Source organism: Actinomadura luzonensis (assembly GCF_022664455.2).
GTDB lineage: Bacteria > Actinomycetota > Actinomycetes > Streptosporangiales > Streptosporangiaceae > Nonomuraea > Nonomuraea luzonensis.
The window spans coordinates 330,932-356,030 of sequence record NZ_JAKRKC020000001.1 but is presented as its reverse complement, the minus strand read 5'-3'; the positions used below and the strand labels follow the sequence as shown (position 1 = coordinate 356,030).

General features: G+C 72.9%; 25 protein-coding genes. 8 read left to right on the top strand and 17 right to left on the bottom strand.

Translation table 11 applies throughout. The annotated features are described in order from the left end of the window. Nucleotides 1–72: 72 nt before the first annotated feature. Nucleotides 73–1,470 (top strand): glycoside hydrolase family protein, encoded by a 1,398-nt coding sequence (locus tag MF672_RS01680; RefSeq protein WP_242381932.1) that lies wholly within the window; start codon nt 73–75, stop codon nt 1,468–1,470. Here MF672_RS01680 and MF672_RS01675 read toward each other — a convergent pair. The 12 genes from MF672_RS01675 to MF672_RS01620 all read right to left on the bottom strand — a co-directional run bounded on the left by MF672_RS01675 (nt 1,442) and on the right by MF672_RS01620 (nt 16,678). Continuing rightward, the gene (locus MF672_RS01675; protein WP_242381933.1) at nt 1,442–2,635 is read right to left on the bottom strand and encodes a DUF418 domain-containing protein; all 1,194 of its coding nucleotides are present in this window, start codon (nt 2,633–2,635) and stop codon (nt 1,442–1,444) included. The two genes, MF672_RS01680 and MF672_RS01675, sit on opposite strands and share 29 nt — an antisense overlap. 120 nt (nt 2,636–2,755) lie before the next feature. Next, nucleotides 2,756–6,415 carry a hypothetical protein gene (locus MF672_RS01670; protein WP_242381934.1) on the bottom strand — a complete coding sequence of 1,220 codons (3,660 nt, stop codon included), beginning with the start codon at nt 6,413–6,415 and terminating at the stop codon, nt 2,756–2,758. Nucleotides 6,416–6,504: 89 nt separating this feature from the next. Next, nucleotides 6,505–7,821, bottom strand: a complete 1,317-nt coding sequence (locus MF672_RS01665) for a lipopolysaccharide biosynthesis protein (protein WP_242381935.1) — start codon at nt 7,819–7,821, stop codon at nt 6,505–6,507. Then, nucleotides 7,814–8,617 (bottom strand): polysaccharide deacetylase family protein, encoded by an 804-nt coding sequence (locus tag MF672_RS01660; protein WP_242381936.1) that lies wholly within the window; start codon nt 8,615–8,617, stop codon nt 7,814–7,816. Before MF672_RS01660 ends, MF672_RS01665 begins: the two co-directional genes overlap by 8 nt. Then, entirely contained in the window at nt 8,614–9,555 is a 942-nt protein-coding gene (locus MF672_RS01655) for a glycosyltransferase family 2 protein (protein ID WP_242381937.1), read from the bottom strand. The genes MF672_RS01660 and MF672_RS01655 overlap by 4 nt, the downstream gene beginning before the upstream one ends. A gap of 20 nt (nt 9,556–9,575) precedes the next feature. Beyond that, complete coding sequence (locus MF672_RS01650; protein ID WP_242381938.1) at nt 9,576–10,409, bottom strand: glycosyltransferase family 2 protein; 834 nt, start codon at nt 10,407–10,409, stop codon at nt 9,576–9,578. Between the two features lie 146 nt (nt 10,410–10,555). Then, nucleotides 10,556–11,689: a GNAT family N-acetyltransferase gene (locus MF672_RS01645; RefSeq protein WP_242381939.1), complete on the bottom strand. Its 1,134-nt coding sequence runs from the start codon at nt 11,687–11,689 to the stop codon at nt 10,556–10,558. Next, nucleotides 11,686–12,057, bottom strand: coding sequence for a hypothetical protein (locus tag MF672_RS01640; protein WP_242381940.1), 372 nt, complete (start codon nt 12,055–12,057; stop codon nt 11,686–11,688). Before MF672_RS01640 ends, MF672_RS01645 begins: the two co-directional genes overlap by 4 nt. Nucleotides 12,058–12,344: 287 nt before the next feature. Next, entirely contained in the window at nt 12,345–12,875 is a 531-nt protein-coding gene (locus tag MF672_RS01635; protein ID WP_247815131.1) for a hypothetical protein, read from the bottom strand. After that, nucleotides 12,854–13,948 carry an RNA polymerase sigma factor gene (locus MF672_RS01630; protein ID WP_247815130.1) on the bottom strand — a complete coding sequence of 365 codons (1,095 nt, stop codon included), beginning with the start codon at nt 13,946–13,948 and terminating at the stop codon, nt 12,854–12,856. The genes MF672_RS01635 and MF672_RS01630 overlap by 22 nt, the downstream gene beginning before the upstream one ends. A gap of 103 nt (nt 13,949–14,051) precedes the next feature. After that, nucleotides 14,052–15,824 (bottom strand): substrate-binding domain-containing protein, encoded by a 1,773-nt coding sequence (locus MF672_RS01625; RefSeq protein WP_242383407.1) that lies wholly within the window; start codon nt 15,822–15,824, stop codon nt 14,052–14,054. A 218-nt stretch (nt 15,825–16,042) separates the two neighbouring features. Next, on the bottom strand, nt 16,043–16,678 hold the full coding sequence (locus MF672_RS01620) for a cation efflux transmembrane domain-containing protein (RefSeq protein WP_242383406.1): 636 nt from the start codon (nt 16,676–16,678) through the stop codon (nt 16,043–16,045). A gap of 140 nt (nt 16,679–16,818) precedes the next feature. On the opposite strand from MF672_RS01620, the gene MF672_RS01615 reads away from it, so the two are divergent. Genes MF672_RS01615 through MF672_RS01605 form a run of 3 tightly spaced genes read left to right on the top strand, consistent with a single transcriptional unit; the run spans nt 16,819 to nt 18,744 of the window. Then, nucleotides 16,819–17,592: a DUF4184 family protein gene (locus tag MF672_RS01615; RefSeq protein WP_242383405.1), complete on the top strand. Its 774-nt coding sequence runs from the start codon at nt 16,819–16,821 to the stop codon at nt 17,590–17,592. Nucleotides 17,593–17,611: 19 nt separating this feature from the next. Next, complete coding sequence (locus tag MF672_RS01610) at nt 17,612–18,433, top strand: TrmH family RNA methyltransferase (RefSeq protein ID WP_242383404.1); 822 nt, start codon at nt 17,612–17,614, stop codon at nt 18,431–18,433. 47 nt (nt 18,434–18,480) lie between these two features. Continuing rightward, on the top strand, nt 18,481–18,744 hold the full coding sequence (locus MF672_RS01605; RefSeq protein ID WP_242383403.1) for a DUF4235 domain-containing protein: 264 nt from the start codon (nt 18,481–18,483) through the stop codon (nt 18,742–18,744). Nucleotides 18,745–18,762: 18 nt separating this feature from the next. On the opposite strand, the gene MF672_RS01600 is transcribed toward MF672_RS01605, so the two are convergent. Further along, entirely contained in the window at nt 18,763–19,047 is a 285-nt protein-coding gene (locus MF672_RS01600) for a hypothetical protein (protein ID WP_242383402.1), read from the bottom strand. 113 nt (nt 19,048–19,160) lie between these two features. Then, nucleotides 19,161–20,258, bottom strand: coding sequence for a LacI family DNA-binding transcriptional regulator (locus tag MF672_RS01595; RefSeq protein ID WP_242383401.1), 1,098 nt, complete (start codon nt 20,256–20,258; stop codon nt 19,161–19,163). 79 nt (nt 20,259–20,337) lie between these two features. On the opposite strand from MF672_RS01595, the gene MF672_RS01590 reads away from it, so the two are divergent. Together MF672_RS01590 and MF672_RS01585 are read left to right on the top strand one after the other, a co-directional pair. Further along, the gene (locus tag MF672_RS01590; RefSeq protein ID WP_242383400.1) at nt 20,338–20,526 is read left to right on the top strand and encodes a hypothetical protein; all 189 of its coding nucleotides are present in this window, start codon (nt 20,338–20,340) and stop codon (nt 20,524–20,526) included. Between the two features lie 51 nt (nt 20,527–20,577). Further along, nucleotides 20,578–21,120, top strand: coding sequence for a hypothetical protein (locus MF672_RS01585; RefSeq protein WP_242383399.1), 543 nt, complete (start codon nt 20,578–20,580; stop codon nt 21,118–21,120). Here MF672_RS01585 and MF672_RS01580 read toward each other — a convergent pair. Both MF672_RS01580 and MF672_RS01575 read right to left on the bottom strand, forming a co-directional pair. Further along, complete coding sequence (locus tag MF672_RS01580) at nt 21,117–22,538, bottom strand: alpha/beta hydrolase family protein (RefSeq protein ID WP_247815129.1); 1,422 nt, start codon at nt 22,536–22,538, stop codon at nt 21,117–21,119. The two genes, MF672_RS01585 and MF672_RS01580, sit on opposite strands and share 4 nt — an antisense overlap. Nucleotides 22,539–22,585: 47 nt before the next feature. Beyond that, nucleotides 22,586–23,425 (bottom strand): D-alanyl-D-alanine carboxypeptidase family protein, encoded by an 840-nt coding sequence (locus tag MF672_RS01575; protein WP_242380873.1) that lies wholly within the window; start codon nt 23,423–23,425, stop codon nt 22,586–22,588. 102 nt (nt 23,426–23,527) lie between these two features. On the opposite strand from MF672_RS01575, the gene MF672_RS01570 reads away from it, so the two are divergent. Beyond that, complete coding sequence (locus MF672_RS01570) at nt 23,528–23,743, top strand: YegP family protein (protein ID WP_242380874.1); 216 nt, start codon at nt 23,528–23,530, stop codon at nt 23,741–23,743. A 2-nt stretch (nt 23,744–23,745) separates the two neighbouring features. On the opposite strand, the gene MF672_RS01565 is transcribed toward MF672_RS01570, so the two are convergent. Continuing rightward, nucleotides 23,746–24,288, bottom strand: coding sequence for a DedA family protein (locus tag MF672_RS01565; RefSeq protein ID WP_242380875.1), 543 nt, complete (start codon nt 24,286–24,288; stop codon nt 23,746–23,748). A gap of 182 nt (nt 24,289–24,470) precedes the next feature. On the opposite strand from MF672_RS01565, the gene MF672_RS01560 reads away from it, so the two are divergent. Then, a complete protein-coding gene (locus MF672_RS01560; RefSeq protein ID WP_242380876.1) occupies nt 24,471–25,079 on the top strand; it encodes a hypothetical protein in 609 nt (202 codons plus the stop codon). The last annotated feature ends 20 nt before the right edge of the window (nt 25,080–25,099 follow it).

Below are 25,099 nucleotides of genomic sequence, written 5' to 3'. Positions count from 1 at the left end.
GATTAGTTTAATGAGGGCCGGGCCTGGCCCGGCCCTCGTCCGTCTTCCGCGAACTTCCGTGAGGAGCCCTCCGTGATCCCCTCCGACGGCCGGCACGCGCGCCGACGATCGCCCTGGCCCATCGCCGTGGGAGGGGGGGTCCTCGCGGTCGTCCTGGTGGTGAGCATCATGGTGTACGCCTCGATGCGGTCGAAGGCGCGCGAGGAGGTCGCCTCGGCCGGCGGCGAGATGGCCACCGCCCAGCCCGCCGCGCCCGCGCCCTCCCTGGAGGCGCCGCCCGCGCTGGCGGCCTGGCCGCGCTGGGGCGTCACGCACACCCAGTACAGCGCCGACACCGAGCCCGAGAACGTCGCCGAGCAGGCCAGGGGCCTGCTCGGCCGGGTGCCGATGCTGCAGAACCAGCACATCATGGGCTGGGGCGTGGGCAACCCCGAGCCGAGCCCCGGCCAGCTCAACTTCCGCGACCTCAACCGGCGGCTGACGTTCATGGCCTCGTCGCGGTCGCTGCCGGTCATCACGCTGTGCTGCGCGCCCGACTGGATGAAGGGCGGGCAGGCCGGGCGCACGGACTGGAGCAAGAACCACACGGTCGCGCCCGAGCCCGAGCACTTCGACGACTTCGCCAAGCTGGCGGCGCGGGTGGCCAGGCAGTACCCGACGGTCAAGCACTTCATGGTGTGGAACGAGTTCAAGGGCTTCTGGGACCCGGCCACCAACCAGTGGGACGCCCGCGGCTACACCGAGATGTACAACAAGGTCTACGACGCGCTGAAGCAGGTCGACCCGGGCATCCAGGTGGGCGGGCCGTACATGTCGATCGCCAGCGGCGCGGGCCCCGCCGCGGGCGCCGAGCTGAGCGGGCCGTGGGGCACCGTCGACCAGCGCGCCCTCGACGCGATCACGTACTGGATCGAGCACAAGAAGGGCGCCGACTTCATCGTCGTGGACGGCGCCACCATGACGAGCGACAATGGGAACGTTCCCGACGACTTCGCCGCCCTCGGCAAGTTCAGCGCGATCACCGCCTGGCTGCGGCAGCAGAGCGGCGACCTGCCGGTGTGGTGGGCCGAGTGGTACGTCGAGCCGGAGAACGCCGGCTGGAGCGAGGAGAAGCGCACGGCGGTGCAGGCGGCGGCCCTCATGGAGTTCGCCAGGAGCGGCGTGACGACGGCCCTGTACTGGAACCCTCAGCAGAAGGACGCCGGCGACTGCCCCGGCTGCCTGTGGACGCCCAAGACGGGCGACGAGATGCCGATGGCGGGGCTGCTGAGCGGGTTCACCAAGTGGTTCCCCGGCGGGGTGCGGCTGACCGACGTGCAGGTCTCCGACCCGCGGGTGAAGGCGCTCGGCCAGGAACGCCAGATGGTGCTGGTCAACACGACGGGCGAGCAGCTCACCGCCACCGTCGACGGCCGCCAGGTCGCCTTCGCCCCGTACGAGGTCAAGTGGTCGGGCCGGGGCGGCGCGTAGCCCGGCCGGTGTCGGGCGCCGCGTGCCGGCCGGCCTTCGGGGCGGGCCGGCGCCAGTACGTGAGGTAGCGCAGCCACCACTCCACCGGCCCGTACCGGTGCCGCTTCAGCCACCAATGGCTGTAGAGCACCTGGCAGACGAAGACGCCGCAGGCGATCAGCACCTCCAGCGGCGGGCTGACCCGGTCCACGAGGGCGAGGCCGTACCCGGTGAAGATCAGTGCGCAGATCAGCGACTGCGCGAGGTAGTTCGACAGGGCCATCCGGCCGGGGGCGGCGAGCGCGCGGGCCACGCGCGGCACGTACGGCAGCAGCCGCAGGAATGTGGCCGCGTACGCCGCCGCCAGCAGCGGCGCCGTGAGCAGGTCCACGGCCTCGCCCCAGAACTTGTGCACGGTGCCGTTCCAGGCCGAGGCGGTGTAGAACAGCGACCCGGACAGGCCGACCGTGAAGCCCGTCCACTGGAGCCTGCGGAGCGCGGCCCGGTGCGCGGACAGGTCGCGGAGGACGCCGAGCTTGCCCACCGCCAGCCCGATCAGGCAGGCGGCCAGCACGGCCGGGCCCTGGAAGAACACGCGCAGGAGCAGGATCAGCGACAGCTTGCGCACGTGCTCGGCCACGATCTGCCAGATCCCGCCGCTCAGCGCCGCGTCCGAGCGGGCGGCCTCGGCGGCGGTGTCGGCGACGGTGTGGGTCAGGTCCAGCCCGGCCGCGGTGAGCGCGGCGAGCGCCGCGAAGGCGAGCGCGAGGAGCGCCGTCAGGCCCACGGCCAGCAGGACCGCCGCCCGGGGCGTGATCCTGCGCAGCACCAGCAGGGCGAGGCCGGCCGCCGCGTACGTCGTCAGGATGTCACCGGGGAACAGCAGCACCGCGTGCGCCAGGCCGAGCAGCAGCAGCCCGCCGAGCCGGCGCAGGAACATCGGCACGAACCGGCGGCCCTGCCGGGCGGCCGAGTCGAGCTGGAGCGTGAAGCTGTAGCCGAACAGGAAGGAGAACAGCAGGTAGAACTTGTTCTCCGCGAGCAGCGTCACGGTCCAGCGCGCGCCCCAGTCGAGCGGGCCGTCGAACGCCGGCTCCGCCTGCCCGGCCATCCGGTAGCCGGAGGCCAGGAAGGCGATGTTCACGACGAGGATGCCCAGCAGCGCGAAGCCTCTCAGGGCGTCCACCGACGCGATGCGTGCGGTCGTCCGTCGGGTGGCCGTTGGTGCGTCCGGGATTGCGGGATGTGTCTGCTGTGTCCTCATCGCAGGTCATCATCCCGCACATCCTGAGGGTTTCCTGTGAATTCAGTTATTTTGTGCGATGTAGATGAACCGCTCGATGATCACCGCGAACGCCACCGCGAACGCCGGGACCGCCAGGTAGAGCAGCCGTTTGCGGGTCCTCCTGGCCCGGTTCGGCCCGTTGAGCCGGATGATCTCGTACGTGAGCAGCGTCACCCACGTCACACCCAGCGCCGCGATGCCGACCGGCGTCCACGGCGAGGTGGGCTCACCGCGGGCCGACTTGTACGGCCTCGGCTCCGGCGTCTCCGTGCCGCGCACGAACTTCTTCCACGTGTAGAGCGCCGCGTCGTCGTTCGCGTAGACCCGCTTGAGGTCCGGCGAGGCGTCCAGCGCCGCCCGGAACCGCTCGCCCCAGTCGGCCGGGTAGCCCTCGTTGAGCTGCAGGTAGCTCACCTGGCCGCGGCTCACCATCAGGTACGAGTTCCGCGGCTGCTCCTGCAGCGTCTTGACCGCGTCCGCGATGATCGTCGGGTCCTTGTGGACGAGCGCCTGCACGTTGAAGTTGACGATCTCGATGTCCCGCTCGCCCCACGGCATGGTCGGGGTGACCTCGTTGCCGACCTTCGGCACCAGGTAGAGCACGCGGGCGCTCGGCTTGTCGTGCTCGTACACGTAGTGCATGGCCGCCACCTCGCCCGTGGTGACCCGCTCGAACTTCTCGTTGCCGTAGCGGGCCAGCAGGAACGCGAAGGCGAACAACACCGCGAAGCAGGCCGCCAGCACCACCGAGAGCTTCTTGGTGAGCCGCGGGTCGAAGCGCACGTTCCGCTTGCGCAGCGGCACGGTCTCCTCGCGCACGTCCGCGCTGTCGGCCGGCAGATTCGGGAAGAACGCGTACGCGGCCAGCAGGCAGGCCCCCGGCAGCGCGAACATGTAGATCCGCAGGCCGATCTCGCCGCCGTAGCTCTGCAGGCCGAGCGCCAGCACCGGCACGCACAGCAGGATCAGCGCCGAACGGTCGAACACCCCGCGCCGCAGCCGCCGCAGCAGACCGGTCGCCGCCAGGCTGAGGATCACCACGAGGATGCCCAGCCGGGCCTGGAGCACCAGGGCGTGCGCCGGGTCGCTGCCCTCGATGCGGTCGCCGGTGTTGCTGCGGAGGTTCTGCAGGATGTTGCCGAGGCCGCCGAAGATCGCGTCGATCTGGCTCGACCAGAAGCCCACCGTCATGTAGCTGATCCAGGCCAGCACCGCCAGCCCGAGGAAGAACGGCAGCGCCCAGGTCAGCGACGTCCGCTTGAAGATCAGGAACGCCGTCAGCACGCCGAGCATCATGAACGGCGTGATCTGGTGCGAGGCCACCGCCGCCAGGAACAGCGCGATCAGCATCAGGAGCATGAGCAGCTTGTCGGCCCGGTAGGTGCCGGTGTTGGCCAGCTCGCCCGGCATCATCGCGTCCAGCCGGCCGAGCAGCTTGCGCAGGCCCTTCGGCGCGACCGGCTCGGTGCGCGGCTCCACCCGCCCGAACCAGCGCAGCAGGATCGCCACCCACGCCAGGTACAGCGCGAACGTGAAACCCTGCGGCGAGAAGTAGTCCTGGCCGATCCACTGCACCAGCACGAACAGCAGCGCCGCGAACCAGCGGGCCCGCGTCGTCGCCACCACCTGACGCAGGATCAGCACGAACGGCAGCAGGTACAGCAGGTTCGACAGGAGCGGCGTCCACTGCAGGATCGTCGTCATGTCGTGGATGCCGGCGGCCTTCGTCACGAACGCGAACAACGCGAAGAAGCCCGGCCAGCCCATGCGGGCGTCGATGCTGATCGCCGACTCGCCGGTGCGGCTGATGAACTCCACGAAACCGGCGTGGATGTACGCCGTCGGGAAGCGCGGCTCCGCCGCCACCAGCGCGCCCGCGCCGTGCAGCGCGAAGGTGATGGCGGCGATCTGGAACAGCAGCAGGAACTTGCGGTCGGTGCTCTGGGCGACCGTGACGAAGAACGACACGAGCATGATGATGATCGCCAGGAACGCCGTGGCCGGCAGGGCCGAGATCAGGCCGAGACCGTCGATGGCGGCCGGGTCCACGCCGCGCAAGGGCCCGGGGGGCGCCTTGAGGGCGAGGACGTACATGACCAGGCCCTCCAGCACCAGCACGACGGGCAGCCACTTGGGCGCGCTCGCCAGCAACGCCGCCAGCCGTCCGGCCTTCCCGCCCTGCGGCCGCGCGGGCGCCGGCGTCGGCACCCGCGTCGGGGCCTCCGCCGGGACCGCCCCCGACGCCGTTCCCGAAGCCGTCGCGGCCCCTCCCGGAGCCCCCGGGGCCACAGGAACGGACGGGGCCGGAGCTGGGGCCACCGGAGCGGCTGGGGTCGCGCGTGCCGCCGGGGACTTCTCGGGCGCGGGAGTTCCGGGTGCGCTCGGGGCTTTCGCGGGCGTGGGGGCGACGGGAGCGGCCGGCGCCGCGGCGGACGTCTGCGACCCGGGGGTCTGCGACGCGGACGCCGCGCCGGCCGCCGCGCCGGGGGCGCTGCCGCTCTTCGCCGCCGCGCTTGTCTTGCCAGGGGCCGTCGTCTCGTCAGCGGGCCGCTCCGAGGCAGGCCGGTCCTGCTCGGCAGCAGCAGCCGTCGAGGAACCGCCCACGGCCGTCTTCCCGCCCTCAGCGGGCGCGCTCCCGGCGTCGGCGGGCTGCCCGGCGCCGCCGGCCGGCGTCTTCACGTCGTCGCCCGCAGGCGCGCCCGTGCCGTCGGCGGACGTCTTCGTGGCGTTCGAGGGCGGCTCAGGGGCGTCCGCGGGCGGCTCAGGGGCGTCGGTGGGTGGCTTCGTGGCGTCGGCGGACGGCTTGGTGCCGCTGCCCGGCGCCTTCCCGCCGCCGACGGGCGCCTTCCCCAGGCGGACGGGAGGCTTGGGCACGGCGCGCGTCGTCTCCGCCGCCGTCGGGGACGACGACGCCCCCGACGCCGCTGCGGGCGCTTCCCCCTTCGACTCCTGCGCCGTGGCCTCCTCGGCCTCGGAGACCGCAGCCGTGGCCCCCTTGGCCGTGACCCCTTCGCCCGTGGACGCCGCAGCCGTGGGCGCCGCAGTCGTGGGCGCGCCGGCCCTGGACGCCTCGGCCCCGGACACCTCGGTCTTGGGAGCCTCGCCCTTGCGAGCCTCGGTCTTGGGAGCCTCCCCCTGGGGAGCCTCGGTCCTGGGGGTCTCCGTCTTGGACGCCTCGCCCTTGGACGGGCTCGCCTTCGACCCGCCTGTCTTACGGGTGGGCGGCTTGGGAGCGGGGCGGGTGGTCGTGGCGGCGGAGGGCGCGTCGCCGCGGGCCGCGCCGCCCGGCGGGCGCCGGAGGGCCGGGTTGGTGGCGGCGGCCTCGGACGCCGCCCGCGCCTCCCTGGGCCGCTCGGCGTCGGCGTCCGGGCCGGAAGGGCCGGAGACCTTCGGCGCGGCCCCCGGGTCGTCCTCGGGCCGCTGGACGGGCATGGAGACCGTGCCGGCGACAGCCGGGTCGGCCGCCTCCTCCGCCGTGGGCGGGTGCCCGATGTGCACGGGCCCCGGGATGCGGAAGGTGGTGGTCTGGTCGGCGGCGCGGTCGTCGCCGGCGTCGTCGGCGGGCGCACCGTCGGGGACGTCGGCGGGCTCCTCCCCGCTCGCCTCGGGAACGGGCCCGGACGGCTCCTCGTCGAACGTCAGCTTGGGGATGACCCCCGTAGCGTCCGGATCGAAGGGCACGTTCGAATCCTCCTTGTCCCCACGCACGTCCGAGGAGCCGATGCTCCCCTTTGTCATGCCATCGCCGTCCCGTTGCCTCACGCTGACCATCATGAGGCCCCGGACAACCCCTGGGTGACAGGTTCCCGCCCGGATTCGTCGTATTTGAGAATTTTACGTAGTTTTCCGAAGATCAAAAGCGCCACGAGCAACTCGCTGAAGAGCAGCCCGAACCCCACCGCGTTCACGCTCGCGAACGGGAACAGTGCCACCGTCGACACCAGCACGAGCACCGCGAGCCCGATCTGCACGGTCGCCAGCGACCGCGCCCTGCTCTGCGCCCGCAGCGCGCTCAGGTACACCTCGATCAGCACCCGCGGCAGCACGGCCAGCGCCATCAGCCGCAGCAGCAGCGTGCCCTCCTCGGCGAAGTCCGAGCCGAAGATGGTCAGGATCAGCGGCGCGCCGAGGATCGCCACCGCGATGATCGGGGTCACGATCATGAACGCCCGCCGCAGCGCCCGCCGGCAGTTCTCGGCCAGCCTGGCCCGGTCGAAGGAGCCCTCGACGGTCAGCGACACGGCCATGTTCATGGCCAGCAGCTCGATCATGCTGGCCAGCGTGTGGGCCATCGAGAAGCGCCCGAACGTGGCCTCGCCCACCTGCGTGGCGACGACCACGGGCACCAGGTAGACGATCGCGAGGATCGACAGCGTCCCGGGGAAGTCGCCCGCGAGGAAGCGCCCGACCTCGCGCAGCCGCGGCGGCTCCTGCGCCGGGTCGGCCTGCTTGACGTGCCGCGGCACGACGAGGCCGAAGATCACCCAGTTGACCGGGATGAGCGCGAGCGCCGTCGGGATCATCCAGGAGACGAAGATGCCGCCCTCGGGCAGCGCGCCCGCCAGCGCGACCAGCAGCCCCATCTTGACGACGCCGAAGACAAGGTTGTTGAGCGGCACCAGGGTGGCCCGGCGCAGCCCGGTCAGCACCACGTCCTGCAACGTGAACACTGCCCACACGAGCACCGAGCCGAGGAAGAACAACCCCGGCCCGAACCCGCCGAGCACCTGGTACGTCCGCCCCCACATCGGCAGGGTCAGCAGGAAGCCGAGCGCCGCCACCCCCCCGGTGGCGGCGGCCAGCCCGTACCCCCTGAGGATGAGGTCAGGGGTGCGGCGGCCCGCCACCGGCAGGAAGCGGGCCAGCGCGCCGACGAAGCCGAGCGCGGTCAGGGACGCGAACAGCCGCATCGCGGTGATGACGGCCTGCCCGCGCCCGAACTCCTCGGGCGTGTAGTAGTGCGCCGCCAGCAGCCAGTAGCCCATGCCCAGCACGCCGGTGACGACGGTGTTGGCCATGAGCGCGTAGCCCTGGCGGAACAGCGGGTTGCGCAGGTCGCGGAGGATCCTGGCCCGGACGTCAGACATTTCCGCGCACCCGCTGCAGCCCGTACCTCGTGCGCCGCACGACCGCGTACCCCTTGGTGAGGATGCGCTCGCGCAGGTAGATGAGGGGTACGGCGTTGCCTTCGACGGCGCGCTTGAACATGTTGATGGTCTGGCCCTTGCCGACCGTCAACCGGGGGATGGCGAGCATGTCGTGCCGGTCCGCGGCGATCGTGTTGCTCACGGCGCAAGCGGCGAAATAGCCGGCCTTGCGGACCTCGCGGCGGACGCGGGCGCTGGAGTACCCGTACGGGTAGGCCATGGTGGCGACCGGCGCGCCGATCTTCTCCTCCAGCAGGCCCTTGTTCCTGCGCAGCTCGTTGCGCAGCTCCTCGTCGGGGAGCTGGTCGAGCTGCGGGTGGCTGTGGCTGTGGCCGCCGATCTCGATGCCGGTCTGGGCCAGCTCGCGGGCCTGCCCCCAGGACAGCATGGCGTCCAGGGGGCGGCCCGCGGCCTCCTCGCCCGCGTCGGCGACCCAGCCGCTGGTCAGGAAGACCGTGGCGGGGAAGCCGTGACGTTCCAGGAGCGGCAGCGCCTGGCCGTGGAAGTCGGCGTAGCCGTCGTCGAAGGTCAGCACGACCGGCTTGTCCGGCACGGCGTGCCCGTCGATCTTGTTGAGCGCGGCCACCAGGTCGCCCAGGGTGAGCGGCGTGAAGCCGGCGCCCTTCAGGTAGTCGAGCTGCTCCTCCAGGTCGGCGGGGCGGACCGCGTGGGGCCTGGTCTCGTCGTTGGGCGTGTCGGTGACGGAGTGGTACATCAGGATCGGGACGCGGATCATGATCGGGCCACCTTCAGCCGCGCCGAGCCCACCACGTAGCCCCAGGTGGTCCAGGCCAGCCCGATGACGATCGCGGCGGCCCGGCCGAGCCCGCCGAGGTCGCCGCGCAGCGCCTCGCCGATGCCGCGGAGCGCGCCCAGCGGGAGCGTCTTGAGCGCGTGCGCGCGCTCGCTGGACAGCCCGTCCTGGGTGCCGACCTCCTGCGTGACCAGGGCCTTCGACAGCCCCTCGGCGTAGCAGCGCGACCTGAAGTACGCGAAGCGCTCCCGCTGCGTGGACACCTTGTGCCCGATGACCGCGCGCGGCTCGAACAACATGACCGAGCCGGGCTTGCGCTGGCTCAGCCGGATGCAGAACTCCGTCTCCTCGCAGCCCAGCGGGCGCGACTTGCGTCCTTGCACGCTGCGCCCGATGCCGCTGTGGAAGCCGCCCACCTCGGACACGGCGTCGCGCAGGAAGGCCGCGTTGCCGCCCATGACGTTGCGGATCGGCGCGCGCACCGCGGGCATGCCGCGGTACGTGCAGCCGACCGTCCAGTCGAACTCGTAGGGGAACCAGCCGGGCCGCCGCCCCGAGGCCCACAAGGGCTCGGTGCGGCCGCCCACGCCCACCACGCCGGGTTCCTGGAAGCCCTCCTCCAAAGCCTCCAGCCAGCCCGGATCGGCGACCGCGTCGTCGTCGAGGAAGGCGACGATCTCGCCCCCCGCGGTGTCGACGCCGGTGTTCTTGCCGCCGGACAGCCCCTTCTCGTGAGTGTTCTCCACGACGATGGCCTGCGGGTACTCGCGCTTCAGCTTGAGATGCAGGTCGGGGTTGTGGTCGACCACCAGGATCAGCTCGTACGCCGGGCGTGTCTGGTTCTCGACCGACTCGACTGCCTGCCTGATGTCCTCCCACCGTTCCTCGGTGTAGACGCAGATGACAACAGACGTGTTCACAACGTTCCTCTTCAGGATGATTACGCGACGCCCCGGTCGGCGGCGGGCCGGGCGGTGGGCTCGGGCTGCGGGGAGCCGGGCTGGCGGCGCCACTCCTTCAAGATGGTCTTGAGCACGCGGAAACCGTCGCGGACGACGTGCAGGTTGCTCTCGCCGTGAATGCGGTTGCGCTCGTGGCTCGGCACCTCGTGCACCTTGAGACCGGCCTTGGCCGCCCTGACGTTCATCAGCGTCTCGACCTCGAAACCGTCGCAGTCGAGGTTGAGCACGTCGAGGTGGCGGGCCCAGAAGGCGTTGTAGCCGTAGCAGAGGTCGGTGTACTTGGTGTTGTACATGACGTTGACGATGCCGGTGAGGACTTTGTTGCCCAGACGCCGGTTGAGCGTCAGGTCGTCGCTGCCGCCACCCGAGGCGTAGCGCGAGCCCTTCACGAAGTCGGCGCCGGTCACCAGCGCGCCCACGAAGTTGATGATCTCGCGGCCGTCGGTCGAGCCGTCGGCGTCGATCATCACGATGATGTCGCTGGTGCAGGCGGCGAAGCCGGCCGCGAGGGCGTCGCCCTTGCCCTTGCCGGTCTGGGTGACCACCTTGACGTTGGGGCGCAGGCGCTTGGCCACCGCCACCGTGTCGTCGGTGGAGTTGCCGTCGACGAGCACGATCTCGTCGATCCACTGCGGGATGGTGGCGAAGACGTGCGGCAGGTTCTCCGCCTCGTTCATCGCCGGGACGACCACGCTCACCGTCGGGGAAATGGCCAGGTGCGGGGTGACGGGCGTGAAGCTGCTGGGCGGCGGCATGGAACGGAGGGGCGAGGAGTGAACCTTGCCGTTGTGCTTGGTGATCTCGGGACTCATGGCGAGGGATATCCTTCCGGGACCCTCCCTTGCGAGCCGGCCTGAACCGCCCCCGGGTGCTGCGGGGACGGCGATGCCGGTGAAGGGTGCATCGGAGGGTCCTGTGGAGTGAGGGTGTGTGGGTGCCGGGCTGCTGCTGGGAGCGTTCAGCGCGCTCCCGTCGCTTCGTTCGCTACTGCGTTGGGTGACTCCTGTTGCTGCTGCATCGAGGTGCGCACCCGACCGAAGCCCTTGAGGACACGATCGGCCGCTCTATAGAGAGACGGTCGATCCATGACAATTGTTCGGGCTTTGTTGAAGGGAGTTCTGCCCATCCAGTGGACGGCCGCCGACGCCGACGGCCGCGAGACCCGGCCCTCGGCGACGTACAGCGTGCCGCTCTTGAGCCAGTCCTTGTACTCCTTGCCGCCCTTGCCCATGTCCACCATGTGCAGGCCCGACTTCGCGGCGGCCTCGGCCATCTGCAGGTGGTGGACGATGCCGGGCGAGTAGCGGGCGTACTCGGTGTCGTAGGCGGGGAACCACCCTACAAGCGTGGTCGCCGTGCGGAGGCCGAAATGCCCGGCCACCGGCACGTCACCGGCATAGAGCATGGTCAGGACGCCCGCGAAGTCCGATGCGTTCTCGGCATGCATCATCTCGGTCAGCTCGACGATCCAGGGCTGGGCGAACCTGTCCACCCGGCCGGTGCGCCGGTACTGATCCGACTTCCACGCCAGCAGGACCCGCAGGACCTCCGGGTCGGGCGTGGACCATTCGAAGCGCAGCTCGCCCTGCTCGCGGCCGAGCTTGCGCTCCTTGTAACGAACGGTCTTGAGGTTCTTCGGCGAGTTGCTCTTCACCTGGTCGAGCCAGGCGTCGAAACCCTGGGTGAAGTCCATCACGGGGGCCGGGCGCACGTCCTGCTCGTACGGCGCGAACGTCGGCTGCCCGGCCACCATGTGATCGAAGTCGAAGACGCTGAGCTTGCAGGCCCGCAGCAGGGCCTTGGCGTCGACCTTGAGGCCGGGCGCGGAGATCAGGCCGTGGCACGTGGTGAGGAAGCCGCCGAGCGGCTTGCCGATGCCGAAGCTGTGACGCTCGTAGGGGAAGAAGCCGGCGATGCGCCCGCCGTCGCTGACGACCGCCACCCTCACGTAGTCGCGCAAGCGGTCCATGGCGACGGCGAACTCGACCGACAGGAACGGATTGTCCAGACTCGGGTCGGCCTTCTGCAGCTCACGCCATCGGGCCCGCTCGGACTCGCCGAGCTCACCCGGCCGAACTACCTGGATGTTCACCTTGTCCTGGCCCCCTGTTCGGTCTGCATGCTCTTCCCCCGGTACAAGACACGGAGCACGTACATGAATCCGCCCAGCACGGCGACGGTCGCCACGCCGGCCCTCGGCGACCAGGCGCCGAAGAGGAGCATGGCCTCGGCGAGCAGGACGTTCATGACGAGGCTTGCCGCGGCTCCGACGGACAGTGCGGCGAGGGGATCACGATCACGCAACAGTCCCACCACCGCCGCTCCCGGCACCACCAGCAGGAACAGGGAGATCAGGAACGGGCGCAGCGGCGTCTGGATGTCGAACAGCGCCACCACCGCTCCGGCGACGCAGGCCAGCCCCACCAGCCAGGCGAGGGCCCTGCGGTGTTGCTTGAGCATCTCCCGGTTCTCTCCTGCTCTTCGACTGGTAACAGCACGGCTGATCGCCAGTTCATGGGATCAATCCGCGCCCGGACACGTCAATGCCGACGCTTGGCGACGTGCTCCGGTTTACCGGCAGGATGGAATTTCTCGTGTGACTTTCAGCACACGGTCAAGCGATTCCGGGCCCGGCGCCGTCCCCAAGCACACCAGAATGCCCTATGTAGCCCGGTGTTCACGAGCCGGGGTCCGTTTTATCCCCGTTTGTCGCTCAGATGTGTATCTGCTGTGAGTTAGTGCCCGCTTTATTCCCCGTGCATGTCATCAATGGCCGAAGACGCCATTCCGGACGGGGAGGCGGCGGGCTCGGACGGGGTGGCCGCCGGGCCGTCGTCCGGCGGGCCGGACGCCTCCGGCTGGTGGCCGTCCTCGCCGGCCCAGGTCAGCGCGCAGCTCACGGTGCCGCCGTTCGAGGTGAACGCCACCCGGCCGGCGCCCGCCGCGGTGGGGTCCGTCACCGTCACCCAGATCCGCACCGAGCCGCCGGCCTTGATCGACCCGCTCGCGGGGGAGACCTCCAGGCCGTGCGCGGCCGTCGCCACCCACGACACCGTCGCGCCGCGGGCGCTCAGCCCGATCCGCGCCGCGGTCTCGATGCCGCCCGGGCAGGACGCGCTCAGCCGGGCGGCCGGCACCGGGCGGCGCGTGGTGCGCGCCGGGGCGCGGCTCGGCAGCGTCGCGGGCCGCGCCGCCGGGCGGGTGGCGGCGGGCCGGCCGCCCGGGTGGACCGGGGCGCGGACGCTCGGCGACGGCGTCACCCCGTCCTGGTCGGGCACCGGATCGGGGCCGGGCTGCCGCTGTCGCCGGTGCCGGGATCGGCGCCGGTGCCGGGATCGGCGGGCGGCGCGGACGGCTCCGGCGAGGCCGGCGCGAACCGCAGCGCCGTCTTGTCCGCCGCCGCACCACCGTTGATCACCACGACCGCGCCCGTCGCGGCCAGCACGCACGCGCCGGCCAGCACCACCGGCGCGAGGCGGCGCGGCGCGCGCCGGCGGGCCCGGCCGCGCGCGCCCGGCGCCGGGAACCCGGTCCGGTCGAAGTTGTCCCCGCGATCCATGATCAGCGTCCTGGCCTGGTCGCGCTCCGGGCTCACGCAGGTCTCGACCACCCGGCGGCGCAGCGAGAGCGGCGGGTAGCCGACCGGCACCAGGTCGAGCAGGCGCGCGCCGTCCACCTGCCGGCGCCGCCGCTCGGTGCACACCTCGCAGCCGCCGATGTGCCCGGCCAACCGCCTGCGCAGCAGCGGGGTGAGGGGTCCCTCCCAGGAGTCGACCATCGCCGACAGGTCCGGGCAGTGCGCCCGGCCGGTCCTCGCCAGCACCACGGCGGCGGCGGCGATCTCCAGGTGGTCGCGGGCCTTGGCCAGCCGGGCCGCCGCCTGCCGCGAGGTCAGCGCCAGCACCGCGCCGGCCTCGGACGGGGTGAGGCCGTGGCGCAGCGACAGCACCACCACCTCGCGGTCGGCGGCGGCCAGCTCGCCCAGCGTCTCGTGCACCAGGTCGGCCAGCTCGGGGTCCTCCTGCTCGGCCGGGTCGGGCAGCGGCAGGCCGCGCGGCGGCGCGCCGCGGTGCGCCAGCCGGGCCCCGACCTGGGCCCTGGTCAGCGCGTACAGCCAGGCCCGCAGCCGGCCGGGCTCCTTCAGCCGCTCCACCCAGCCCTGGGCGGTCACGAGGGCGTCGTGCACGGCGTCGGCGGCCAGGTCGGGCTCGCCGGTCAGGCAGTAGGCGTAGTCGTGCAGCCGCTCGCCGTAGGAGTCGTAGAGCGTGGCGGGAGCGTCGGTGTCCGTACGCCGCAACGCCTCCACCAGGTCGTGGTCGGCGGCGCGATCGACGGTCGGCCATCCAGGCACGGATTTCCTCCCCCGGGTAGACGGGCACGTGAGCCCCACGCGGAGAGGACGCGCCCCCTTTTGTGAGGGTTCGCCCGTCATGCCCGATGGGCATGAGTTCAGGTCAGCCGTCGCAGTTCGGCGTGCAGAGCCGGCGTTCCATGCCCTGGAGGAAGAAGTCGCGGACCTGGAGGACGTCCTTGGCGATGTACGCCTCGCCGCCCGTGGCCTTGGCCACCGCGTCCATCTGCTGCTTGCCCTTCTCGGCCTCCGGCCCGAAGGCGATGAGCAGGATGCTGATCGGCCGCTTCGGGTTGTAGGCGCTCCTCAGGTACTGGAGCAGCCCGGCGTTGGACAGGCCGCCGTCGGGGTCGTCGTTGCCCGCGCCGTCCGTCAGGATCAGCAGGGTGTTGATCTTGTCTTCCTTGTACGTCTTGCTGAGCTGCGTGTAGGCGGCCTTCACCGTGTCGTTCAGCCCGGTGTCGCCGGTCGCCTTGGCCTGGATCTGGGCGAAGGTCCTGACCAGGATGTCCTTGCGCAGCGTGCCGTTGATCGGCTCGCTGACCGGGCCGACCGACACCAGCTCCTTCCAGTCCTTGCCGCGCCCGTCGAGGTGGGTGGAGAACGTCCACAGCCCCAGCTCGGAGTCGGCGGGGAAGAGGCCCAGCCCCTCGGTGGCGATCTTGTTGATGGCCTGCATGCGGGTCATGCCGGTGCCCGGCACCGGCAGCGCCATCGTCCCCGACACGTCGAGCAGCGTCAGCAGGCGGGTGCCGAGGTTGAGCCGGGACCAGGTCTGCACCATCCGCGCGACGGTCGCCGCGTCGGGCGGCTCCAGAGCGCGCGGCGCCTCCGGCGTGAAGCCCTTCTCCTTCGACAGCCCGTCGCCCGCCTTGCCGTCGGCGCTGCGGAACCCGGCGTCGCGCAGGACCTTCTCCGCCGCCCCGCCGGCCAGGTCCTTCTTGAAGTCCGCGACGGCCTTGAGCGTCGCGGGGTCCTTGGTCAGGACCGTCAGCGGGTAGTCGAGGCTGAGCGTGCCCTCCTGGGGGTAGAGGGCGACGACCGGCGACTCCGGCTTGCGCGCGTTGTGGGCGTAGACGGCCTGCTCGGAGGCGACGCCCACCGGCACCCGGCTGCCCGACTTGACGGTCAGGCTGGCCAGCAGCGCGGCCGGGTCGGAGGCGAGCTGGCCCGACAGCTCCTTCAGCGCGCCGACGAGCGCCTTGTCCTGCTTGGCCGCCTTCGCGGCGCCGGCCGCGGCCAGCAGGGCGGCCAGGCCCGCGGAGTTCTTCTGCGGGTCGAGGGCGAGCACCCGGACCTTCCTGCCGGGGCCGTCCACGTTGGCCACGTTCGCGGCCTCGACCATGGCGGTCCAGCTCGGCTTGAGCGTGCCCTCCAGCTTCGCCGCGGAGGTCTTGGCCGTGGCCAGCACGACGGGGGAGAGCGCGACGGAGCCGTCAGGACGCGGCAGCGCCCCGGCGGCGTCGGCCGCGCGCATGCTCTCCAGCAGCAGGCTGGAGTCGGCCACCCACAGGTCGGCGCTCGCCTTGCCCGCGGCCAGCGCGTTGGCCGTCCGCGCCGCGGCCTCCTTGACCACCGTCACGTCCACGCACTTGCTGTCGACTGAGTGCATGGCCTTGTTGTAGTTGCCCGCGATCTTGCTGAGCGCCGGCTGGATGTCGGGGGTCGCCACCACGCGCAGCGCGAGCTTGCCGCTGGAGCAGTCGTGCTCGCGGTTGAAGATGACGAACGCGGCCACACCGAGGAGCACGGCCAGCGCCACGGCGCCGGCCAGCGGGACGAGCACGCGGCCCCGGCTGGTGCGCGCCCGCCGCCGTGAGGGGGGGTCGCCGGCCCGGTATCCGCCGTCGAGCTCGTCTGTGCGGTGTCGCCCCACGATGTCCTCTTAGGTGTGTCGAGACCTCTCGGAGACCCTAGCGGGAGTTGCTCCGCAATACTCCGGGAACGATACTCGGTGCAGTCAGTGGTGCAAAACACCCCTTTTGGTGCGGTGATCACGTGCTGTGACCGCGCGAGGCCGCTGCGGGACCGGTGACAGCAGGTGTAAGCACCCGCGACCGTACGAGGTCAGCGGCCTGCCGCGGGCCGTGTGGATCAGTGGCAGCAGGCGTGGCCGTGCCAGGCCCGGGCGCCCTCGCGCGCCGCGACCGCCGCCAGCGCCAGCGCCATCGCCGGGTCGGCCCACCACCAGCCCAGCGTGTTGAGCCACAGCCCGGCCAGCACGCCGGCCGCCATGGCCCCGCAGATGAGGTTCTGGGTGCCCTCGCCGGCCGTCGCCGGCGAGCCGAGCCGCCGGCCGAGCCGCCGCTTGGCCAGGCCCAGCACCGGCATGCCGGCCAGGCTGACCGCGGTCACCGCGAGGCCGAGCGCGCTCGGCGCCGAGCGCTGCCCCTCGCCCAGGTCGTAGGCCACGTGCACCACCAGGTAGGGGGCCAGCAGCCAGAAGCTCACCGCGACCGCCCGCCGCGCCGAGCCCTCCGCGCGCGGCGACAACGTGCGCGAGCCGGTGAACCGCCACACCACGATCAGGCTGGCCGCCGCCTCCACCAAAGCCGACAGCGCCCATCCCATGAGCGCGACCGAGTGCGCCGACACCCCGGCCGCCAGGCCGAGCGTGCTCTCCACGCCGAGCCAGGCGAGGGTGACCAGGGACAGGACGCGGGCCGCGCGGGCGTCGCCCAGCCACTCGGCCGACACGGCCGGACGTTCGTGAATCCGCTGGTCAGGCACCGAAGACCTCCCGAACTCCGCAGCCGCCCGGCCGTCGGCGACGATGAGTGACGTACCCAGTACCGTACGTGATCGCGGTCGATCCCGGCAAAGGATGGGCAAGATCGGCCGATAGGGTGATCAAACGAGGGGGAGGGGACATGCCGTTCACGCCCGCCCATGTGGCGGCGGTGCTGCCGCTGGTCTCGGCCGCCCGGGTGCGCCGCCTGGCCGACCCGTGGGCGCTGGCCGCCGGCGCGATGGCCCCCGACCTGCCGATCTTCCTGCCGTTCCTGCCCGTCTACGCCGACTGGCACTCCTGGACCGGCGTCCTCACCCTCGACCTGGCCGCGGCGGCGCTGCTGGTGGTGCTGTTCCACCGCGTCCTGCGCGATCCCCTGACCGCCCTGCTGCCGCCCGGGCTCGCCGGGCGGGCCGCGCTGCTCGCCCCCGCCCGGCTCCGCCCGCTGCCCGTCGCGGCCGGCGCGGTGATCGGCGCCGCCACGCACGTCGTCTGGGACTCCTTCACCCACTCCACCGGGGCCGTCCGGTGGGGCGCGTGGCTGTCGGCCGAGGTGCTCGGGGCGCTGCCGCTCTTCCGCCTCCTGCAGTACGCCTCCTCGGCGGCCGGCCTGGCCGTGGTCGTGTGGTGGGCGTGGCGCGGCCTGGCCAGGATGCGGCCCGCCCCCCTGCCGGAGCGGCTGGCGCTCTCCGCCACGACCCGCCGGGTGGTCCTCGCGGCCTGCGCGGGGGGCGTCGTCGCCGGGGCCCTCCTCTGGCCCCTGGTGGACGAGCCCAGCCCGGCGCTCGGCCTGCCCAGCGTGCTCACCAAGACCGGCGCGGGCACGGTCGTCGGCCTGTGCCTCGTCCTCGCCTGCTACGCGCTGTCGTGGCAGCTCCTGCGGCGCCGCCCGCCGGTGCGGGACGGCTCCTGAGCGCTGGCAGTATCGAGGGGTGCTTGAGTACGTCACCGACGCCGCCGACCCGCGCCTGTCCGACTACACCCGGCTGCGCGACGTGGAGCTGCGCAAGAGCCTGGAGGCCGAGCGCGGCCTCTTCCTCGCCGAGGGCGAGAAGGTCATCAGGCGCGCCATCGGCGCCGGCTACCCGATCCGCTCGGTCCTGACCACCCGCCGCTGGCTGCCCTCCCTGGCCGACGTCCTCGGCGACGCCCTCGTGTACGTGGTGAGCGACGAGCTCATGTCCGGCATCGCCGGCTTCCAGGTGCACCGCGGCGCCCTGGCCTCCATGGAACGTCTGCCGCTGCCGTCCGTCGAGAGCCTGCTGAAGGGCCCGGCCCGCCGCCTGCTGGTGCTGGAGGACCTGGTCGACCACAGCAACGTGGGCGCCATCTTCCGCTCGGCGGCCGCGCTCGGCGTGGACGGCGTCCTGCTCTCGCCGCGCTGCGCCGACCCGCTCTACCGGCGGGCGGTGAAGGTCTCGATGGGCGCGGTCTTCTCGATCCCGTACGCCCGGATGGACGACTGGTTCGACGGCCTGTCCCGGCTGCGCGAGGCGGGCTTCGTCACCCTCGCGCTGACGCCCGACCAGAGCGCCGTCCCGCTGGAGGCCGTCGAGCGCGCCGAGCGCATGGCGCTGCTGCTCGGCGCCGAGGGCGACGGCCTGTCCTCGCACTGGCTGCGGGAGGCCGACCGGGCGGTGTGCATCCGCATGAGCGCGGCCGCCATGGCGGCGGGCGTCGACTCGCTCAACGTGGTCGCCGCCGCGGCCATCGCCTGCCACGGCCTGACGCTGGAACGGGAGCAGCGCGTTTAGACGGCTGACACGGGGCACGGGCAGACACCGTCGTGAGGAGAGGTGAGATGAGACCCGTGGAGAAAGCCGTATCGCTGGGGATGGGCATGCTCAGCGCCACGCTGGCCGCTTCGCTGTTCAAGCGGGTGTGGAAGCTGGCGTCGGGGCAGGACGACGCGCCGGACGCCGACGACCTGGAGCGCGGATGGACGGAGATCCTCGTCGCCGCGACCGTGCAGGGGGCGATCTTCGGCCTGGTCAAGGCCGCGGTGCACCGCGCCGGGGCGCAGACCTTCCACCGCCGGGCGGTCAGCGGCGGCGGCAAGCGCTGAGCGGGTGGAGGAGCCCGGTCAGGGGTGGTCGGGCAGCCAGTCGGGATAGCTGTCGATGTCGTGGGTGACCGGCCGGCTGTCGATCGGGCCGGCGTCGCCCGAGGCCCTGATCAGCTCCTCCATCTCCGGCGCCTGGACGCCGGTGGTGATGAGGGTGAGCTGCCAGCGGGCAGTGCCGGCGGAGGAGGAGACTTCGTCGATGTCGATGGAGGTCGCGAGGCCCGCGCCCAGGATCTCGTGCGCCAGAGCGGCCGCCTTCTCGTGACCTTCGACCGTGGTGCGGACCTCGATGAATTCCGCCATGGCTGTCCTTCATAGGAGGGATTCCAACCCTACCGGCGGAGGCGGCGGCGCAAACCGGGTTCGCGAGTTTAATCTTCACAAGTTGGCGGCCCAAGACTGAGCCACAGGTCAGGTCAGCGCCGCCCCTCGGGAGGCGGCGGCGCGGTGGTGGCGCGGACGATCAGCCGATGGGGGAGGATCAGCCGCTCGGGCTCCGCGGCGGCGGGCCGCCCCGCGGCCGCGCCGGACAGGAGCGCGCCGGACAGCAGCAGGCGGCCCGCCGTCTCGCCGATCTCCTGCCTGGCCTGCCGGACGGTGGTCAGCCCGGCCTCCTCGGCCGCGCTGTCGGAGAAGCCCACCACCGACAGCTCGCCCGGCACGTCGAGCCCGAGGTCGGCGGCCGCGTCGAGGACGCCGAGCGCCAGCACGTCGGTGTTGGCGAGCACCGCCGTGGGCCGGGGGTCGCGGCCGAGCAGCGCGTGCCCCGCCCGGCGGCCCGCCTCGCGCGAGTTGCGCGCCACCTCGTAGAACGGCACCCCGCCCCACCAGTCGAGGCCGGCCTCCTCGCAGGCGCGCTGGTAGCCGCCCCGCCGCGCGCGCATGGCGGCGAACACCGCGCCCTCCTGCCGCTCGCGGCCGGACCAGCCGGTGTGGCCGTCCTCGTGCAGGCCCGCCATGACCACGCCGACGCGGCGGTGCCCCAGCTCCAGCACGTGGCGGGCGGCCGCCGCCCCCGCAGCCGGCTCGTCGGTGCCGACGAACGGGTGCCCCGGCACGTACGGCTCGTCGACGATCACCACGGGCAGCTTCCTGGCCAGCACCTCGGCCATCGCCGGGTGCCCGTCGGGCAGCGACATCACGCAGAAGGAGTCGACCACCGCGTCGCGGACCGTCTCGCTGCGCCGGTCGCCGTGCGGCAGGGGCAGGATGAGCAGCCCTGCCCCGGCGTCCTCGGCGGCCGTGGCCAGCCCCTGGAGGAACCCGATCGAGTACGGGTCGGCGAACGCGTACGCCAGCGTCTCGGTGAAGATCAGCCCGAGCGCGCCGGCCCGGCCGAGCCGCAGGCTGCGGGCCGTGGGGTTGGGCCCGGCGTAACCCAGCTCGTCGGCGACCTGGAGGATGCGCTGCCGCAGCCCTTCGCTGAGCTGGTCGGGGCGGGAGAAGGCGTAGGAGACGGTGGCCCGGGACACGCCCAGCCGGTCGGCGATCGTCTGGAGGGTGACCTTGGGCATGCGTCCCACCGTACCCGGGCGGCCTTGCCGTCCTCTTCTTAATGGATTAAGCTCTTAATGGATTAAGAAGGAGGTAGTCATGGACGCCATGCAAGTCCTCGCCCACGAGAGCGCGATGGGCCACCGGGGTTCGCTCGGCGCGGCCCTGCCGGACGCGCCGCGCCGGCCGCACCGCCCCGGCCGGGCCAGGGCCGGCGTGCGGGTGCGGCTGGCGCACTCGCTCCGCTGGACGGCCGACCGCCTGGATCCGGCGTGCCGCACCGCCTGATGCTGCACAATGTGACCGGCACTTCACGTTGAGTTCGCGCCGGAGGGGCACATGGACCTGGCCTGGATCATCGCAGTGGCGGCCGCGGCGGGCGGCCCGCTGACCCCGGGCGCCGTCCCCGTCCTGGCCCCGCCGGCGGCCCTCACCTGCGCGGTGGCCACCCCGCCCGGCCGCCCGCTGACCTTCGCCCCGCGCGTCGGGCTGACGCCGCGGCCCGTCACCGTGCGGGGCAACCTCCAGCTCACCGGCTGCGTCTCGCCGGACGGCTCGGCCGGCGCGCTGCGCTCCGGCTGGGTCTCCCTGCGCGCCACCGCCGACATCTCCTGCACCAGCGCCCGCCACGTGCGCGGCCGCGCGGTCGTCGTCTGGTTCGGCTGGGACGGCCGCCCGCTCGGCAGCTCCAGGATCCGCGGCAGCGAGGGCAGCCTCGCCACCCACCGCCCGGCCGACACCCTGCTCGGCGGCACGGTCACCTACGGCCCGCTCAAGGGCCGCCCGACCGCCGGCGGCCTCATGCCCGACGCCGGGCTCATCGGCTGCGCCACGCAGGGGCTGGAGCGGCTGAGCGGCACCGGCCGGATGACGTTCGGCTAGCCGGCCCGCCCGTCGCGGCTCCGCACGCGGGCCTCAGGAAAGACCGGCAGGGGCGCGGCCGAGCCCTTGAGCTGCCGGTCGAAGAAGGCCACCGAGTACGCCCGGACGATCTCGTGCGCGCGGGCCACGCCGATCGGCCCCGACAGCCCGATCAGGCCCGACAGCGGCGACATGAGCGGCCCGTCGGTCATGTCCAGGTGGAACATGCCGGGCACCTCGACGAAGTAGCCCTGCGCGCGGAGCCCGGCGTAGGCCGCGCGCATGGTGGCCTGGTGCTCGAGGACGGCCTGCTCCGGCCAGCCGCCGAACCGGGCGCGCTCCAGCCGCATGGTGGCGGCGTCCCGGGTGATCCACATCGTCGGCACCGCCGGCCTCGCGCGGACCACCTCCGGGGGCACGTGCGCGTCCTCCAGCAGGCAGGCGCGCAGCCGCGGCTCGGCCAGGCACGCCCGCGCGCCGACGATCGCGCCCAGCGAGTGGCCGAACAGCCCGGCGCGGGCCAGGTCCAGGTGCCCGGTCAGCAGCCGCCGGGGGTCGGCCCGGTCGATCGCGGCCAGCCGGTCGAGGGCCAGCGTGACGTCCCCGGCCAGGAACGGGATGTGCGCGTCCTGGAAGGCGCGCCCGTCCATGCGCGGGTCGTGGAGCGCGCGCCGCCCGTCGGGGAAGGCCACGGCGGCGGACGCGTACGGCTGGTCGATCCCCGCCACCACGTACCCCCGGGACACCAGCTCCTCGACCTGGAACGTGTTCACCTGCCGCACCCCCATCCGCCCGGCCAGGAAGACCAGCACCGGGTACCGCCCGGCCAGCGGCGGCGCGCCCCGCACGGCGTGGGAGATGACGTAGCGCAGGTGGCCGAAGACGAACGGCGGCAGCCCCGACACCCGGGACACCCCGCCCGTCAGCGACTCCGGCTCGTCCAGGTACGGCGCCCGCGGCGCGTCAGGAGCCGGCCTGGCCGGGTACCACACCTGCGCCATGACCTCGCGCCGGTCGCCGCGGCCGGCGGTGAACACCTCGGGGCGCACGTCGTCGGTCCAGTGGTAGACCAGGGTGCCGATGCCGTACGGGCCGCCCGGCTCCGGAAGGCGGAAGACCGGCAGCACGATCGGCAGGCCCGCCCCGGCGAGCAGCGTCAGCGCGGCGAGCGCGGCCCCGGCGGCGCGCGCCCGGCGGGGGAGCCGCGACCGCCGCGCGGCCCAGGCGGCGGTGCGGGCGGCGATGAGTTCGACGGCGAGGGCGACGGTGAGAGCGGCGGCCAGCCCGTACGCCGGCACGAGCTGCCAGCGGTAGCCCTCCACGGCGAGCTGCGCGAGCGCCGCCGCCGGGGCCGCCGGGACGACGGCCGGCCGCCGGGCGAGGAGCGCGACGAACGCCACCAGGTCGGCGGCGAGCAGAAGGATCTCGAAGGGTCTCATGACCGCCCCCGTCTCCGCCCTTCGATCCTACGGCCGGGGGCGGCCGGTCAGCCGAACGCGATCTGCTCCCCGGCGTAGTCGAGCAGCCGCTCGGCGGTGGTGAAGCGGCGCTCCGCGCTGCTGTCGCCGAGCAGCACGCCCACCACCTGCCGGCCGTTGCGCTCGCCGGCGAACAGCAGGCAGTAACCGGCCGCCTTGGTGTAGCCGGTCTTGACGCCGAGCACGTCCGGCGAGCGCGACAGCAGCTTGTTGGAGTTGTGCCAGGTGTGCGCGCGGTGCACGGAGGTCTTGGCGACCTTGTGCGTGCGGGTGCCGACCAGCGAGCGGAACGTGCCGTTCGCCAGCGCCCGCTGGGCCAGCTTGACCTGGTCGGCGGCGGTGGACCAGCCGCCGTTCGCGGGCGCGGGCAGGCCGTCGGCGTTGGTGTAGCGGGTGTCGGCCAGGCCGAGGGCGCGGGCGGTGCGGTTCATCTTGGCGACGAACGCGGCCTTGCCGGGGCCGTAGCGGCGGGCCAGGGCGTTGGCCGCGTCGGCGCCGGAGGGCAGCAGCAGCCCGTACAGCAGGTCCCGGACCGTCAGGCGCTCGCCCTCGCGCAGCCCGGCCGTGGTCGCGCCGCCCTTGGCGGCGTACTTGACGTCGGCGCCGGTGATCGTGATCGTGTCGCCGAGGCCGGCCTCGCGCAGCACGACGTACGCGGTCATGACCTTGACCAGGCTCGCCACCGGCACCCGCCGCGTCTGCCGCTTGCCGAGGTGGATCGTTCCCGCCGAGTCGACCACGTACGCCTCGCCCGCCGCCACCGTGGGCGCGTCGGCCGCGACGGCCGGGGTGGAGAAGCCCACAAGCACGGCGAGCGCGGCAGAGCCCATCAATCCCGCAATACGCATGACGAACATGGTGGCAGGAGATCAAGGGTTCGTTTGCCCTGTCACGCCATAAAGCCCCATCCGGTGGGGGTAAATGAATGGTGGATCGAAGGGGGAAGGACCGTGGCGGGCAGGTTCATCATCACCGAGGACGGGCGGGGCGGCTACCGGTTCGCGCTGGTCGCGGGCAACGGGCAGACGCTGGCGGTGGGCGAGGGGTTCACGTCCAAGGCCGCCTGCGTCAACGGCATCGAGACCGTGCGGAGGAGCGCGCCCGAGGCCGTCATCGACGACCGGAGCGGCAGCGCCGCCGGGCGCGAGCCGGTGGAGCGGGCCTGAGGTCAGGCGGCGACGGCGTCGTTGCCCGCCGCGTCGCCCGCGGCGGCGCGCCGCCGCCTCCTGCGCCAGGCCACGAAGCCGGCCACCGCGGCCGCCGCCAGCACGGCCACGGCCACGGCGGCGACGGGGGAGCGCGCGGCGAGCCGCAGCCAGGCCCACACCGCGGCCGCGCCGCCGAACCACCACAGCGGCGCCCAGGTCAGGCAGCCGAGCGCGCTCGCGACGACGTACCAGGGGTAGGAGACGCGGAGGGCGCCCGCGACCCAGGGCAGGGTGTGGCGCAGCCCCGGCACCCAGAAGCAGCCGTAGACGGCGAGCGCGCCCCACTTCTCGACGACCCGCTCGACCGCCTCGATGCGCGCGCGGCCGACCTTGCGCCCGACGCGCGAGTCGTAGAGCTTCTCGCCGAGCCTGCGGCCGACCCAGTAGTAGACCTGGAACGCGCCGAACAGCGCGAGGATGAGGACGACGCCCACCAGCCAGTACGGCAGGTCGAGCCAGTAGGGCGTGTCGGGGGCGGGGACGGCGGTCATCGCTCGCCTCATGTGACGGCTCACCATCCCTCCACCAGCCGCGGGTCAGACCGTTAGGTCAGCCTAACCTTATTTCACCCTGCAAGTAAGTGCCACACCCGCCTGCAAGCGCGCCGCAAAAGGTGCAACCAGCGGACAAGCGCCGCTCAACCGCCCCGCTCCACTCTAGGCGTGAGCAAGAAGGGGTGTTGACGATGTCGACGACGAGAAGTGCGGCCGTCCTGGCCAGCGGCACCGCGAACGCGGCCAAGCTCTTCGTGGCCGCGCTGGCCTTCACCAGCGCCTACGTCGGCCTCTCCGCCTACGACAGCGCCGGCCCGGCGGCGGCGGCGCCCACCCGGACCGTGACGTTGTCGGCCCGCGAAGTGCCGATCTCCCGGCCCCTCGCCCAGCCCGCCGCCCACGCCGCCCGCGCCGCCGCCCCGGCCCAGGCCGGCGTTTCAGCACAGGCCGGCGTTACAACACAGGCCGCCGTCACGCACCCGCAGGCCCGCGCCGGCGCGGTCGCCGTCGCCGCCGTGGCCGACGGCGCGGCCGGCTGCGCCAAGTCGTACGTCGCCCGCAGCGTGCTCGCCGAGGCCGCCCCCGGCCAGGGCGTGCTCTACCGCTGGCGGCTGGCCCGCTGGAGCCCCGCCACCAAGACCTGGCGCACCTACCTGTCGGAGCACAGCGGCTTCGCGAGCGCCGAGCGCCAGGTCGAGTGGCGGCCCCGGATCTCCGGCAACCCCGGCTGGTACCGGGTCGAGGTGATCGCCGAGGGCGCCGCCACCGTCGCGAGCGACCGCTTCCAGGTGAGCTGCTGACCGCCCCTCACCCCCGGCGT

Coding starts and splice junctions, on each gene's coding strand:
- MF672_RS01665 (WP_242381935.1), bottom strand. CDS start 7,821: ATGTCTGACGTCCGGGCCAGGATCCTCCGCGACCTGCGCAACCCGCTG.
- MF672_RS01660 (WP_242381936.1), bottom strand. CDS start 8,617: ATGATCCGCGTCCCGATCCTGATGTACCACTCCGTCACCGACACGCCC.
- MF672_RS01650 (WP_242381938.1), bottom strand. CDS start 10,409: ATGAGTCCCGAGATCACCAAGCACAACGGCAAGGTTCACTCCTCGCCC.
- MF672_RS01640 (WP_242381940.1), bottom strand. CDS start 12,057: ATGCTCAAGCAACACCGCAGGGCCCTCGCCTGGCTGGTGGGGCTGGCC.
- MF672_RS01615 (WP_242383405.1), top strand. CDS start 16,819: ATGCCGTTCACGCCCGCCCATGTGGCGGCGGTGCTGCCGCTGGTCTCG.
- MF672_RS01605 (WP_242383403.1), top strand. CDS start 18,481: ATGAGACCCGTGGAGAAAGCCGTATCGCTGGGGATGGGCATGCTCAGC.
- MF672_RS01600 (WP_242383402.1), bottom strand. CDS start 19,047: ATGGCGGAATTCATCGAGGTCCGCACCACGGTCGAAGGTCACGAGAAG.
- MF672_RS01595 (WP_242383401.1), bottom strand. CDS start 20,258: ATGCCCAAGGTCACCCTCCAGACGATCGCCGACCGGCTGGGCGTGTCC.
- MF672_RS01590 (WP_242383400.1), top strand. CDS start 20,338: ATGGACGCCATGCAAGTCCTCGCCCACGAGAGCGCGATGGGCCACCGG.
- MF672_RS01585 (WP_242383399.1), top strand. CDS start 20,578: ATGGACCTGGCCTGGATCATCGCAGTGGCGGCCGCGGCGGGCGGCCCG.
- MF672_RS01580 (WP_247815129.1), bottom strand. CDS start 22,538: ATGAGACCCTTCGAGATCCTTCTGCTCGCCGCCGACCTGGTGGCGTTC.
- MF672_RS01575 (WP_242380873.1), bottom strand. CDS start 23,425: ATGCGTATTGCGGGATTGATGGGCTCTGCCGCGCTCGCCGTGCTTGTG.
- MF672_RS01565 (WP_242380875.1), bottom strand. CDS start 24,288: ATGAGGCGAGCGATGACCGCCGTCCCCGCCCCCGACACGCCCTACTGG.
- MF672_RS01560 (WP_242380876.1), top strand. CDS start 24,471: ATGTCGACGACGAGAAGTGCGGCCGTCCTGGCCAGCGGCACCGCGAAC.